The 12,417-nt window shown below is 51.2% G+C and carries 16 protein-coding genes; 9 read left to right on the forward strand and 7 right to left on the reverse strand.

What is annotated here, in order from left to right; genetic code table 11:
* A partial coding sequence (locus ABYT30_RS08855) for a PIN domain-containing protein (protein WP_373096082.1) occupies window positions 1–86 on the reverse strand: 86 nt, incomplete at its 3' end.
* 355 nt (window positions 87–441) lie between these two features.
* On the opposite strand from ABYT30_RS08855, the gene ABYT30_RS08860 reads away from it, so the two are divergent.
* Window positions 442–2,331 carry a VacB/RNase II family 3'-5' exoribonuclease gene (locus tag ABYT30_RS08860; protein ID WP_373096068.1) on the forward strand — a complete coding sequence of 630 codons (1,890 nt, stop codon included), beginning with the start codon at window positions 442–444 and terminating at the stop codon, window positions 2,329–2,331.
* Window positions 2,332–2,567: 236 nt separating this feature from the next.
* Here ABYT30_RS08860 and asnS read toward each other — a convergent pair whose 3' ends face one another.
* Window positions 2,568–3,962, reverse strand: coding sequence for an asparagine--tRNA ligase (gene asnS, locus ABYT30_RS08865; RefSeq protein WP_373096070.1), 1,395 nt, complete (start codon window positions 3,960–3,962; stop codon window positions 2,568–2,570).
* Window positions 3,963–4,162: 200 nt separating this feature from the next.
* Between asnS and ABYT30_RS08870 the strand changes: the two genes are divergently transcribed.
* The 5 genes from ABYT30_RS08870 to ABYT30_RS08890 all read left to right on the forward strand — a co-directional run bounded on the left by ABYT30_RS08870 (window position 4,163) and on the right by ABYT30_RS08890 (window position 6,593).
* Window positions 4,163–4,921: a glycerophosphodiester phosphodiesterase family protein gene (locus tag ABYT30_RS08870; protein WP_373096072.1), complete on the forward strand. Its 759-nt coding sequence runs from the start codon at window positions 4,163–4,165 to the stop codon at window positions 4,919–4,921.
* A gap of 281 nt (window positions 4,922–5,202) precedes the next feature.
* A complete protein-coding gene (locus ABYT30_RS08875) occupies window positions 5,203–5,328 on the forward strand; it encodes a hypothetical protein (RefSeq protein WP_373083888.1) in 126 nt (41 codons plus the stop codon).
* A gap of 26 nt (window positions 5,329–5,354) precedes the next feature.
* Window positions 5,355–5,477, forward strand: coding sequence for a hypothetical protein (locus tag ABYT30_RS08880; RefSeq protein WP_373096074.1), 123 nt, complete (start codon window positions 5,355–5,357; stop codon window positions 5,475–5,477).
* A 178-nt stretch (window positions 5,478–5,655) separates the two neighbouring features.
* Window positions 5,656–6,024: a PPOX class F420-dependent oxidoreductase gene (locus tag ABYT30_RS08885; RefSeq protein WP_373083892.1), complete on the forward strand. Its 369-nt coding sequence runs from the start codon at window positions 5,656–5,658 to the stop codon at window positions 6,022–6,024.
* Between the two features lie 107 nt (window positions 6,025–6,131).
* Window positions 6,132–6,593: a DUF962 domain-containing protein gene (locus tag ABYT30_RS08890; protein WP_373083894.1), complete on the forward strand. Its 462-nt coding sequence runs from the start codon at window positions 6,132–6,134 to the stop codon at window positions 6,591–6,593.
* 19 nt (window positions 6,594–6,612) lie between these two features.
* Here ABYT30_RS08890 and ABYT30_RS08895 read toward each other — a convergent pair whose 3' ends face one another.
* Entirely contained in the window at window positions 6,613–7,392 is a 780-nt protein-coding gene (locus ABYT30_RS08895; RefSeq protein WP_373096075.1) for a methyltransferase domain-containing protein, read from the reverse strand.
* 279 nt (window positions 7,393–7,671) lie between these two features.
* Complete coding sequence (locus ABYT30_RS08900) at window positions 7,672–7,872, reverse strand: YdcH family protein (RefSeq protein ID WP_373083505.1); 201 nt, start codon at window positions 7,870–7,872, stop codon at window positions 7,672–7,674.
* Between the two features lie 228 nt (window positions 7,873–8,100).
* Between ABYT30_RS08900 and ABYT30_RS08905 the strand changes: the two genes are divergently transcribed.
* The gene (locus ABYT30_RS08905) at window positions 8,101–9,228 is read left to right on the forward strand and encodes a nitronate monooxygenase (protein WP_373083506.1); all 1,128 of its coding nucleotides are present in this window, start codon (window positions 8,101–8,103) and stop codon (window positions 9,226–9,228) included.
* 275 nt (window positions 9,229–9,503) lie between these two features.
* On the opposite strand, the gene ABYT30_RS08910 is transcribed toward ABYT30_RS08905, so the two are convergent.
* Complete coding sequence (locus ABYT30_RS08910) at window positions 9,504–10,133, reverse strand: riboflavin synthase subunit alpha (protein WP_373096077.1); 630 nt, start codon at window positions 10,131–10,133, stop codon at window positions 9,504–9,506.
* 98 nt (window positions 10,134–10,231) lie between these two features.
* Here ABYT30_RS08910 and ABYT30_RS08915 point away from each other — a divergent pair, with 98 nt between their 5' ends.
* Together ABYT30_RS08915 and ABYT30_RS08920 are read left to right on the forward strand one after the other, a co-directional pair.
* Window positions 10,232–10,486, forward strand: a complete 255-nt coding sequence (locus ABYT30_RS08915; protein WP_373083508.1) for a DUF1145 domain-containing protein — start codon at window positions 10,232–10,234, stop codon at window positions 10,484–10,486.
* A gap of 139 nt (window positions 10,487–10,625) precedes the next feature.
* The gene (locus ABYT30_RS08920; protein ID WP_373083509.1) at window positions 10,626–11,423 is read left to right on the forward strand and encodes a ParA family protein; all 798 of its coding nucleotides are present in this window, start codon (window positions 10,626–10,628) and stop codon (window positions 11,421–11,423) included.
* A 20-nt stretch (window positions 11,424–11,443) separates the two neighbouring features.
* Here the strand turns inward: ABYT30_RS08920 and ABYT30_RS08925 are convergent, their stop codons facing one another.
* Complete coding sequence (locus tag ABYT30_RS08925; RefSeq protein ID WP_373096079.1) at window positions 11,444–11,908, reverse strand: LEA type 2 family protein; 465 nt, start codon at window positions 11,906–11,908, stop codon at window positions 11,444–11,446.
* Between the two features lie 74 nt (window positions 11,909–11,982).
* The coding region (locus ABYT30_RS08930) for an OmpA family protein (RefSeq protein ID WP_373096081.1) at window positions 11,983–12,417 on the reverse strand (435 nt) is incomplete at its 5' end.

The raw sequence follows: 12,417 nt of genomic DNA on the forward strand, positions 1-12,417 counted from the left end.
ATCACCACCCGATGCTCATGAAAGGCGCTTAGCGCCATTGGGTCGTGCAATAGAACATTAGTATCAAGAACAAAGATTTTTTCCATAGGGGACTCTCTGTTAGTAACATCGATAAAAGTCGGCACATCATCGCCTTCAAACCGTGAACACGATAAGACCGAGAAAACCACAGGGGGCGAGCAAAACAATCTAAAAGAAGGGTGTAAAAGTACTGCGACGGCGCAGCGTGGGCGCGGAGCGCGGAAGGTTTATTACTGTAAGCCCAGGGGCTATAAGAGTTTGGCGGCAACAGCCCGCTCCATACAACACAGCGTAGCTTGATTATTAAAAGCGATGGCCATCATTGTCAACCGTTATTACTTTGATATCGGAAGACTCAGCAGCGCATTTCCGCTACCCTGTACCCCTTTTTAGCGACCCGAATACAGGTACCACACCTCCATGCTCGACAAAAATGCCCTGCAGCAACTCCGCGAACTCAAAACTCATATTATCGACACCAAAGACCAAGGTGAAGGCGAAGTTCGCGGCAGTCAGCGCCGTTTCGGTTTTGTTCGCCTCGACGACAAGCGCGATGTATTTCTGGCCCCAGACGATATGCAACGGGTATTTCCCGGCGACCGCGTTAAAATTACCGTGCACACCGACGACAAAGGCAAGTTTAAAGCCGAGCTAGAAAAGCTGATCGACAGCCCGCTGGACTGCTTCACCGGCCGTTATGTCGTTCGGGGGCAAGGTCATTTCGTAGAGCCCGATCTACCGCGCTTCAATAAACTGCTGTTTATTCCACCGTCACAGCGAAAAAAATGCGCTGAAGGCGATTTACTGTACTGCCAAGTTGCCCAACACCCATTTAAAGACGGCAAATCTCAAGTCAAGGTTTTAGAAAACATCGGCAGCCCAGATCAACCCGGCATTGAAGGCAAATACACCCAGCGTAAATTTAAACTGCCACGCGACTGGCCAGCTAGCTGCGGCATTACCGACGATATCTACAGTGACGGCCGCGAAGATCTCCGCGAACTGCCCTTTGTTACCATCGACTCCGCTGAAACCCGCGACCTGGACGACGCGCTATGGGCGCAAAGTAATGACCAAGGCTGGATACTGAAAATTGCGGTGGCCGACCCCGGCGCGGTCATTGCCCCCGGCAGCCCCATCGATATTGCCGCCAAACAGCGCGCCAGCAGCGTTTATCTACCGGGCTTCAATCAGCCCATGATGCCGAACAGCGTTTCGCAAAGCGCGTGCTCTCTGCTCGCTAATGAAGATCGACCTGCGATGGTGTGCACCCTGCAAATCGACCTTGATGGCGTCATTAGTGACATTCAATTTTGTGAGGCATTGATTCACTCCAAAGCCAAACTGAGCTACACCGACGTTCACGCCCATATCCACGGCAACATGGATCTCGGTTACCCATCATTAAACGCGCTTTATGCTGCAAGCCAAGCATTGAATCGCTATCGTCGCGAACATCACATTGTGATGCCCGAGCAACCTGACTTTCACTTTCAGCTTAATGAGCAGCGGAAAATCGAAAGTATTGTCAAAGTTGAGCGCAACGATGCTCACCGCTTAGTCGAAGAGTGCATGCTCGCCGCCAACCGCAGCGCCGCTCAGTGGCTGGGCGATTTCCCGACCCTATTTGTTAGCCACGCGGGGCTGCGAGAAGACCGTTTGGATAATGTTCGAAAGGTAATTGCAAAAGAATTACCTGGGCTGGGTGACTGTGACATTAGCAGCTTAGAAGGCTATAAGGCGCTGATAAAAGCCTGCGATGCCAGCGATTCTAGCCTGCCCCTGCGCAGCATCTTTGCGCGTATGCTTCAGCCCGGCACGATTAGCGCGGAGCCTAAACCGCATTTCGGTCTCGGGCTCGAACGCTACACCACATTTACATCACCACTGCGTAAATACAGCGACCTCGTTGTACAGCGCTGTATTCGCGCCAAGTTGCGCGGCGAAACAATTGAAGGCCCCAACGAAGAAATCGCAAACGCACTGCAAGACGCTTTGCGCAATGGTCGCCAAGCCAGCAACCAAATGGAACAGTGGCTGCAATATCAATACCTCGCCACTAATACCAGCGACACGGTATACAGCGCGCGCATTGCCCACGTTAATGGCGGCGGTTTCACTGTCGAATTAGTCGACTACGGGATCAGCGGCTTTGTGGAAGCCCGCACCATTACTGAAAAGCTAAGCTTCGATGCCGACACCCTGCGCCTATACAGCGCCCACAGTAATTATCAGTTAGAGCAGATTGTGAATGTGAAGGTGTCTGAGCTGGATGATTTTCAGCGGAAGCTGATGTTTGTGTTGGCCTAACGGCGAGACGCTTGACGGGAGACGTTGAACGCTAAGGCATTCGCTATGCTCATATAGATACCTGCCTGCGCAAGTAAGACGAAATATGCAGGTATGACACGGAGGTTAATACAAGGTAGTCACCCCTGCGGAGGCAGGGGTCTATTTATCGACGAAGTAAAAATTGCTCGGTAGCTGTATGCAGTAAAAGAAGAGGCGATTGCGCCTCCCGTCTCCCATCAAGCGTCCCCGCCGACTCAATAATCAGCATGCTTCGGCGTGCGCGGGAATGGAATTGCATCGCGGATATTGTCCATACCGGTGATGTAGTTCAGTAGGCGCTCAAAACCCAAACCAAAACCAGCGTGGGCGACCGTGCCGTAGCGCCGCAGGTCACGATACCACTCCAAACCCTCTAGGCCTTGCTCGGCCATGCGCATATCCAGCACGTCTAGGCGCTCTTCGCGCTGGGCGCCGCCGATTATTTCGCCGATACCGGGTGCCAATACGTCCATCGCTGCGACGGTTTTACCATCGTCATTGAGACGCATATAAAAGGCCTTTATGTCCTTGGGGTAGTTGGTCACGATCAGTGGGCCACCAACGTGCTCTTCACACAAATAACGCTCGTGCTCAGACTGCATATCTAGCCCCCAACGCACCGGGTACTCAAATTTTTTCCCCGATTTTTCTAAGATTTTAATTGCGTCGCCGTAGTCCATACGCGCAAAGGGCGTACTCGCGACGTTTTGAGCGCGCGCCAAAACGCCGTCGTCAACAAATTGATTAAAAAACGCCAAGTCATCCTCACAGTGTTCGAGTACCTGCGCCAATAAATAGCGGAGGAAATCCTCGGCTAGCGCCGCGTCATCGTCCAGATTAGCAAAAGCGATTTCCGGCTCCACCATCCAAAACTCGGCGAGGTGGCGACTGGTATTGGAATTTTCGGCGCGAAAGGTAGGGCCAAAGGTGTAGACCTTGGACATAGCCAAGCAATAGGCTTCGGCATTGAGCTGGCCTGAGACAGTTAAAAACGCTTCTTTGCCGAAAAAATCAGCGCCAAAGTCTACCTCGCCCTGCTCCGTGCGGGGTAAATTCATTAAATCGAGGGTACTGACTCTAAACATCTCGCCAGCGCCTTCACAGTCACTGGCCGTAATCAGCGGCGTATTAATCCATTGAAAGCCGCGCTCGTAAAAATAGCGATGCACCGCATTGGCCAACACCGTGCGCACACGCGTAATAGCGCCAAAGGTATTGGTACGGGGCCGCAAATGCGCAACCGTGCGCAAATATTCAAAGCTGTGGCGTTTTTTGGCAATTGGGTAGGTATCTGGGTCATCGATCCAACCGCAGACTTCAATAGCATTGGCCTGTATTTCAAAACTCTGACCCTTACCCTGTGACTCGACCAGCAGCCCTTTGGCGATCACCGAGCAGCCCGCAGTCAGACGCAAGACATCATCCTGATAATTAGCCAGCTCACCCGGTGCAACCACTTGGATGGCCGCTTGCGCCGAGCCGTCGTGTAGCGCCAGAAATGAAAACCCACCCTTGGAGTCGCGGCGGCTGCGGATCCAACCGCGCACTTCAATGTCGCTTCCCGTCGCGACCTCGCCAGCCAACAAGGATTTAATCGATACCACGCTCATAGGGTCTCCAAATATTCCAAACAAAGGTATTACGGCAGCCATTATAGGCCGCTAAGCTTGTATTGCGTAACGTCAGCGAGTAAAAACAGCCGCGCCATTTGCCGATCGAATTTAGCCCGAAAAATAGGCTCCCACAAAGCAGCATTTACAGCTAAAGTTAAGATATTAGACAGCGACCCCGCCATGTAAATGAGGCTCCCATGCAGGCTATAAACTTCATTGCCCACCGCGGCTGGCGGCAGCACTACCCAGAAAACACATATATAGCGCTTGAACAGGCACTTGCTGCAGGTGCGCTCAATATTGAGCTCGACATTCAACTCAGCGCCGACGCGGTGCCCTTTGTCTTCCACGACCCAAATTTAGCGCGTATGTGTGGTACAGATGGACTGATCTGGGAATTCACAGCCAAGGAACTACTAACCTTACACGCATCTGAGGCTGGGCGCCTTGGCGACAAATTCGCCAACAATCCGATGTGCCCACTGGCGGATATTGTTGATTTATTAAACGCCTACCCAGCAGCAAATGCTTATGTAGAGATAAAAGCAGAAAGCCTCTGCCAGTTTGGTACGGCGACAGTGGTTGACGCCGTCATTAATATTCTGAGGCCGATAGCTGATCGCTGTCTGCTGATTAGCTTTGAGCTAGACGCCTTAATCTATGCCCAACATGAAGGCTGGCAGCGCTTCGCCGCCGTTTTTGATTATTGGCCAGACTGGCAGCTCGCCACCCTCGCCGCCCTTAAACCCGAAGTCGTCTTTTGCGATAAACACTGTGTGCCCATCGATGCCGATTTGCGCCGATTGCCCTGGCCGGTATTAGTTTACGAAATAGGTACACTGCAGGAAGCAAAGGATTGGTTTGCCCGTGGCGCCGTCGCAGTCGAAACATTTTTAGTGGGTGAGATGCTTAGTGATTTTAATATAACCGTCGATTTCGCCGCGGATTCAGCTTAATTTTTCAGTAAAAAAATGAATAAAATCACTGCATTACAAGGATTTAACCCCAGCGCCATGATTACCGGCGCTTAACGGTTAGTTAAACTATAGGTAATACAAGGGCTAAGTCCTTGTATTTACACGCTAAGACACATGACCAATAAATTAAATACCACGCCAAAATAGCACTACACCCTCGAAACGCCCACCGCATCAGTAACCCAAAAAAAGATTGATTCTTCGTATACTGGCTACGTCATCAAGACACCTAGCAAACAACGAAATAACGGAGAAATACCATGAGCCAATTACAAGCTGCCATCGAAAGCCAAGACTTCAATGTTTTTGCTGAACTTGCCGCCAAATACAGCCTGCTAACTATTGTCGCGGTTGGCATTGTCGCTAGCTTCGCCGGTCTGGGCTAATTAACAATCTCTTTTAGGAGAACAACATGAATACCGAAACGCGCACAACAAACGACACCTTAAATGAGTTTGCGCACCAGGGTGCAAAATTTAGCCTGATCTCCATCGTACTCACCGGGCTTTTTTATTGTATCGCCGCACTGTATTAAGTTAGTCGGAAAACACCTCCAACCCCGCTTACTTATATTGGATGCCAGATTTGCCGCCGTCACTGGCGGCAAATAACATCAAGCCCCTCCTTGCAAAGCTAATTACGCCGCTCTTGCCAGTCTCGGCGCCACACGCCACACTAGCGCAAATTCTCTAACGGTGAATAAGCCCAGCGCTATGAAGTCCTTACATAAAGCCAACTATATTTTATTCAGCACCAAAAAACGTGACGGCAGTTTTGTCGCCACACCAGTGTGGTGCGCCGGCGACGAAAACTCCCTCTACATTTTTTCGGCAGGAAATGCCGGGAAAGTAAAACGTTTGCGCAATTTCAGCGAGTGCAAAATCGCGGCCTGCACGGTTTTAGGAAAGCGTTTAGGGGAAGACCACGCTGCCACCGCATACATACTTAATGCCGAAGAGAGTGCCATTGCCCATCGCAGCCTAATAAAAAAATACGGTATGCAAATGCGCGCATTAGACCTTGGCGCCGCCATCGCTGGCCGTAAAAAGACTCGCGCTTTTATACGCATCGCGCTGAGCTAAATTCGCTGGTTGTCGAAATGCCAATGCACCCCAGTCAATTCGGCCATTGACGGTGGACGAGGCTTAGCCTAATTTACGAGCTTTACCCCCTACTGGAGACATCTGCTGTGCGCACCCTAAACCAGTGGCTAGATGAATACGACGCCTCACACCAAAATCCCCGCAATAAAGCCATCCATATTTGGTGTGTACCCGCAATTGCCGTGTGCACGGTAGCCTTGCTGTGGCTGGTGAACATTCCCTACACCAGTGCGAACCTCGGTCAAATACTGCTCATTGCGTCGATGTTTTTTTATGGCTACTTATCCGCTCGGCTCGCTTTGGGAATGCTGCCATTGGTACTTATCATTGCCGCGGGCATAATGCTGTACCAAACCTATGTACCACTAGCACTGTGGATTCCAGCCGGCGCAATCTGGATTATTGCTTGGGTAATGCAGTTCATAGGCCACAAAGCCGAATCCCAACAACCCTCGTTCTTCACCAATATTTTGTTTTTACTGATTGGCCCGCTGTGGATTCTCGGCTCGGTCTACCAGAAATTCGGCATTCAGTTTCGCGACAGCTAAATCCGAACTGCTACTTAGCTTAACTCGGCAACCGGCAGAGTAAATGCACATAGCGGCCCAGCGCCCAAAATGGCTCTTGGTCGCCGTACTGCCACTCTAAGGCCAATACATCGTCGATACTGCGCTCAGCCCGCACCGCCCTGGGCATTAAATCGTAAACTAAACGAATACCCCGCTTAGCGACAACCTCGAGGCCTGCCGCCTCAAGCAGCGCAATCATTTCTTGGGGTTGACGTGGCGCAGGTGGCGTTAGCCCGCCTGGGTGACCAGCAAAATCCCGATCTCGCAGCTTATACAAGTTGCCCTTGGCCATATTGCTGATAATCAAGGCATTGAGGTTATAGAACATCAGTGACAAGTGGGCGCCCGGGCGCATTCCCGCGACCAGTGCCGCAATCACTTCCCGAGGTTCTTTCACCCACTCTAGAACTGCATGGCAGAGCACTAAATCGAAGGCCTGCTGCTTGGCAAGAGAATCCACCACTGTCTGAATTGAACCATGCTCAAGCACAAGCTGCTCACCGACGCCTGCCGTCGTAATAGCTTGCTGGGCAATAGCAAGCATATCAGCCGAAATATCGTTCAGGTGCACCTGATGCCCAAGTTCAGCGAGACGAACACTCATCTGTCCTAAACCACCACCCGCGTCCCAGACTGCCAATGTGTTTGATTGCTGCAACGCGGGCAGCTGGGCCAATAACTCCCGCCAGCACAGCGCTAGGCGTAACTCACCCTTCGGATTGCCGTAAATATTTTTGCGGAAACGATCTGCGATGCCGTCAAAATTCCGATCGCTCATATTGGCCCAAACCTAAAGAAAAGATGCCGAGCATAAGCAAGCACAGACCAAAGCTCAACGCATAAAAAAGCCGAAGCAATTACTTGCTCCGGCTTTTAGAATTTCGACATCCGATGTCGCACTCAATCCGTTGAATGCCTAGGCCTTCCAGACAATGCCTATTATCCCCCTTTCTCCAAAATTCAATAGTGGAATATACCGGCACGCCGCGTAAGACATATCTCACGCCAATGTCATAACCTACCTTATTTGCGCCATAGTGAAGCGCACACTCTGAAGCTAGGCATCTAAATCCGGAATTAAATCGTCCTTGAGCAATTCAATCGTATCCTTGATACGCAATTTTTCTTTCTTAAGGCGCTGAAGTAATAATTGGTTTTGGTAGGGGTTAGCTGCCAGCTGAGTTATTTCTTCATCTAAGGCCCGATGGCGAATCTGCAACAGTAAAATTTGTGCACTCGTAGATTGGATTTGGTCCATGTTAAACAGTATTCCAATAAGAACAACAGAGAACTGACTCTCACTTTTTACGCTGCGCAAGCTAGATACACAAGCCCCCGACGACCTACCGGCTAATTTTTGCTGATCTTTTTCGTCATTAGCAATTGATTGCTTCCGCCATTGTTCACAGAGTAGGCCTCCGCAATACTGGTGCTATCAACTTATGGTGCGTTCGACTTGCGCGCCGCTAGCAGGCAGAGGCTAATAATGTATACCGAATTATGTAAAAAGCTCGGAATCGAGTACCCCATCTTCGCGTTCACCCATTGCCGCGATGTCGTGGTCGCCGTCAGCAAGGCCGGCGGCATTGGCGTACTTGGCGCGGTGGGCTTCTCACCAGAAGAACTCAAGGCCGAGCTGGACTGGATAGATGAGCATATTGGCGACCTGCCCTACGGCGTCGATATTGTGATCCCACAGAAGTATGAAGGTATGGGCGACATGAGCCCCGAGGATCTCGAAAAAGAACTTTGGAAAATGGTGCCTCAAGAACACATCGATTTCGCCCAGAAATTGCTCGCCGATGCCGGCGTACCTGAGTGGCCAGACGGCAGTCACAGCATGGGACTACTCGGCTGGACCGAAGCCACCGCCACGCCGCTACTGATGGAAGCCCTCACTCGGCCTAAATGCAAACTGATCGCCAATGCCTTGGGCACGCCACCCGCGGACAAAGTCAAAATGATTCAAGATAGCGGCCGCTTAGTCGGCGCGCTCTGCGGCCGGGTAAAGCAAGCCAAAGCCCACAAAGAAGCGGGGCTCGATTTTATCGTGGCTCAAGGTGGTGAAGGCGGAGGTCACGCCGGCGACGTTGGCTCGGTAGTGCTTTGGCCACAGTGTGTTGAAGCTGCCGCCCCAGTACCCGTATTGGCTGCTGGCGGCATTGGCACTGGCCAACAGATGCTCGCGGCAATGAGTATGGGCTGTGCTGGGGTATGGACCGGCTCGCTGTGGTTAACGGTTGAAGAGGCACACGCCGAACCAGCACAAAAAGAATCACTGTTGAAGGCGAGCAGCGAAGACACCGTGCGCTCCCGCTCTTGGACCGGCAAAACCTGCCGGATGCTGAAAAATGAATGGACTGAGGCCTGGGACCGCGCCGACACGCCCGACCCTCTCGGCATGCCTTTGCAGGGCCTAGTGAGCGGAGACGGCATTCGCCGCACCGCAAAGTATGCGTCTGTTGGCGACTGCCAAAAAGTGGCTTTCAATCCAGTTGGCCAAGTGGTCGGGCAGATGAATCATGTCGAATCGACCCGCGCAGTAATCTTCAGGCTAATCAATGAATACGTGGATGCCCTCGATAGGGTTAATAACTTAATGCCTGAGAGCTGAGCTTTCCCAGCTCGCCGCGAAATGTTTGATGCGCGGCGAGCTGGGACCCGCCCTCTCAGAGGGACGACGAGCTTTTTATTTTGCTGTCATACCCGACCCCGATCGGGTATCCATGTAAACGTAGTGGATCCTTCTGGCTTATGGCATTCGCGCTACCGACTCGCCTGTGCGCAGTTGCGTGAGCTGGGCTCCTGCCTTCGCAGGAGCGACAATGCCTTAAAGCTCGCCATGAACTACAAGCCATAGCTCCGTATCATCCCCAGATAGCAAATATTTCAAGCACTATCGCGCTCAGCTAATACTCGTTCTACGGTATCAACTATCACTTGGGTCTGGCGGTCCACTTCAATATTGACCCAATCGCCGACGCCCTTTTGCCCTAAGTTAGTCACCCGCAGCGTCTCCGGAATCAGACACACGCTAAAACATTCTTCGGTCGGCTGATAATCGGCAACCGTTAAGCTGCAGCCATTCACCCCAATAAAGCCCTTTTTAAATACATATTTCGTCAGTTGTGGCGGTAATCGAAAATACAGACTGCAGTTATTCTCCGACTCCTCAACAGCAATGATTTCTGCACAGCCATCAACGTGACCGGATATATTGTGGCCACCAATTTCGGCGCCCTGCTTCGCTGAACGCTCGACATTCACCAAGTCGCCGACGTCTAAGCCGCCTAACGTCGTTAATGTGAGGGTTTCCTGCATGGCGTCAAAACAAATTTGCTGGCCATTAATTTCAGTGACCGTCATACAGACGCCGTCTAGACCAACACTGGCGCCAATGCTCAAATCCACTAATAACGCTGGCGGTAATTCGATCGCCAATTGGCTCAAGCCGGCCTTACGTAACACCGACGTCAATGGATAAGCGCCGTGAACAATTCCTGTATACATCGTATTCATGCCTATTTTACGTTACAAGATCTTAACTTAGATTGAAGCAATCTCGCCAATGCCGCATTATGCCTCCACTGACAATAAGGACAAAGGTTCCCGTTACTATGAACAATTTTGGCAAAGTATTTATGCTGGCTTTTTGGCTAAGTTTTGCAGTGAACTTTTTTGTTCCACTCTTGGGCGAACAAAGTGCATGGCTACAGTGGGTCGGCATCGCCTTTTTAGTTGCCCACGCGTTTGAATGTATTGTTTTCCGCAAACAAGTTCACGCTAGCTACACAAACCCAGCTGAAGGCTATGCGGTCGTCATGTTGTTCGGTGCGCTACGCACCGCCGCATGGATGCGCAAAAAAGCCTAGCGCCCCCGAACCCTGTCACTATTAGCATATATGCGATATTGGCGGGGTCACGCGCCATCCACCGACCAGCGGTCATAGCACCGTGGCATGAGAACTGCTAGGATTCGCTTTTTCAGCAACACATCTTCGGGACAGACTCATGAAGCGGGTGATTTTCAATCAGAAAGGCGGTGTTGGCAAAACCAGCATTAGCTGTAATTTGGCGGCCATCAGTGCTTGGAAGGGCTTTAAAACCCTCGTAATTGATCTAGACATTCAGGGCAATAGCAGCGAATACCTGATTGGTAGCCAATTTCGCGACTTAGAAGATAATGCCGCCGATTTCTTTAAACAGAAATTATCCCTGTTCGGCAAAAGCAAAGAAGCCGCCGACTGCATATATGAGACCGAGTTTGAAAATCTCTATCTGATGCCCTCGCACCCGGAACTCGCGGTCATCGAGCGTGAACTCGAGACCAGGCACAAAATTTATAAGCTCCGCGATGCCCTGAATAAGCTACAGAAGGAATACGAGCATATCTATATCGACACACCGCCAGCGCTGAACTTTTACAGCCGTTCCGCCCTGATCGCTGCCGACTCACTGCTTATTCCCTTTGATTGCGATAGCTTCTCTCAGGGCGCTTTAATGGGCCTCATGGAGACCGTGGAAGAAATTCGGGAAGATCACAACGAAGAACTCAAGCTAGAGGGTATTGTGGTCAATCAATTCCAGGCCCAAGCCAGCCTGCCTACCCAATTAATTGAAAGCATGAAACAAAATGGGCTGCCCATTTTTGCGCAATACCTGAGTAGCTCAGTGAAGATGAAAGAATCCCGCAGCCGGCAAAGCCCAATGATTCATTTTGCCCCCTCTCATAAGCTTACCCAGCAACTTCTCGCCTTGCATGACAGCTTGAGTGGTAGCAACATCGCGAGCGCCGCGCGCACGGCCTAAAGCCGCGGTGCACAATGGGTTTACGGCGCCGAGGCGCCCAAACCCACCTTGCCGTTTTTATTAATGGTAATGTCCCCTAGGCCGAAATTTTCTACCGCGGCGGTAAGGCTTAATTGATAATCCAAGTCTGACTGCATACTTCCCATTATCGCTCGTAAAACGCCCAAGCCACTGAGCAGATTAACATCGACTGGCACCACAATTTGGGTACGGCCATTGGCCGGCAAGCTAAAGGACTCATTCAAGCTCCCCCCTGCTAAGGCCTGCCCCTGCAAACTCAGCTGATAACGCAAACGACCCAAATTTACCGCAAAGCTATTGGGGTTATCCAACTGTAAACCAACCAGCAGTTGCTGCTGGAAGCCGTTGCTGGGCGCCATTTTAATATGGGTAATCGCCACCTGAGGCTTTTCTATGGGGTTGAGCGCGGCACATGCCGAGAGCAATAGCCCTAGGATCACCGTCATCATCAACTTAACTCTCATATCACTGCCCCTCTAAACTTTTGGCATAAAAAAGGGGCACCATATTGGGCGCCCCTGCATCATCATAACGCGTATTACTGCGTTGGCAGCATTTCGATTTCAACGCGACGGTTTTGCTCGCGACCTGAAGCCGTGCTGTTGTCAGCAATGGGATCACGTGGACCATAGCCTGTGGTGCGAACGCGGCTAGCAGCCACACCCTGGTTCATAAAGTAACGACCAACGCTATTAGCGCGCTGTTCAGACAGACTCTGGTTGGTCTGGAATGAACCAGTTGAGTCGGTGTAACCATTAATTTGCATCAGGGTTTTATCAAACTCTTTCGCTACCAAAACCACGCTGTCTAAGACACTGTGAAAGCCGCCTTTGATCGCTGAACTACCGGTGTCGAAGGTGATATTGCCGGGCATAATCAGCTTGATATTGTCGCCAACTCGCTCAACGCGAACACCAGTACCTTCAAGGCGGGCACGTAATTTCGCTTCCTGACGGTCCATGTAATAGCCGTA

It is taken from the genome of Zhongshania sp. (assembly GCF_041623545.1).
In the GTDB taxonomy this organism is placed as follows: Bacteria; Pseudomonadota; Gammaproteobacteria; order Pseudomonadales; family Spongiibacteraceae; genus Spongiibacter.

Excerpts from the sequence above, each read along its gene's own strand:
- ABYT30_RS08860 (WP_373096068.1), top strand. The coding sequence starts at position 442 with ATGCTCGACAAAAATGCCCTGCAGCAACTCCGCGAACTCAAAACTCAT.
- asnS (WP_373096070.1), bottom strand. The coding sequence starts at position 3,962 with ATGAGCGTGGTATCGATTAAATCCTTGTTGGCTGGCGAGGTCGCGACG.
- ABYT30_RS08870 (WP_373096072.1), top strand. The coding sequence starts at position 4,163 with ATGCAGGCTATAAACTTCATTGCCCACCGCGGCTGGCGGCAGCACTAC.
- ABYT30_RS08875 (WP_373083888.1), top strand. The coding sequence starts at position 5,203 with ATGAGCCAATTACAAGCTGCCATCGAAAGCCAAGACTTCAATGTTTTT.
- ABYT30_RS08880 (WP_373096074.1), top strand. The coding sequence starts at position 5,355 with ATGAATACCGAAACGCGCACAACAAACGACACCTTAAATGAGTTTGCG.
- ABYT30_RS08885 (WP_373083892.1), top strand. The coding sequence starts at position 5,656 with ATGAAGTCCTTACATAAAGCCAACTATATTTTATTCAGCACCAAAAAA.
- ABYT30_RS08895 (WP_373096075.1), bottom strand. The coding sequence starts at position 7,392 with ATGAGCGATCGGAATTTTGACGGCATCGCAGATCGTTTCCGCAAAAAT.
- ABYT30_RS08900 (WP_373083505.1), bottom strand. The coding sequence starts at position 7,872 with ATGGACCAAATCCAATCTACGAGTGCACAAATTTTACTGTTGCAGATT.
- ABYT30_RS08905 (WP_373083506.1), top strand. The coding sequence starts at position 8,101 with ATGTATACCGAATTATGTAAAAAGCTCGGAATCGAGTACCCCATCTTC.
- ABYT30_RS08910 (WP_373096077.1), bottom strand. The coding sequence starts at position 10,133 with ATGAATACGATGTATACAGGAATTGTTCACGGCGCTTATCCATTGACG.
- ABYT30_RS08915 (WP_373083508.1), top strand. The coding sequence starts at position 10,232 with ATGAACAATTTTGGCAAAGTATTTATGCTGGCTTTTTGGCTAAGTTTT.
- ABYT30_RS08920 (WP_373083509.1), top strand. The coding sequence starts at position 10,626 with ATGAAGCGGGTGATTTTCAATCAGAAAGGCGGTGTTGGCAAAACCAGC.
- ABYT30_RS08925 (WP_373096079.1), bottom strand. The coding sequence starts at position 11,908 with ATGAGAGTTAAGTTGATGATGACGGTGATCCTAGGGCTATTGCTCTCG.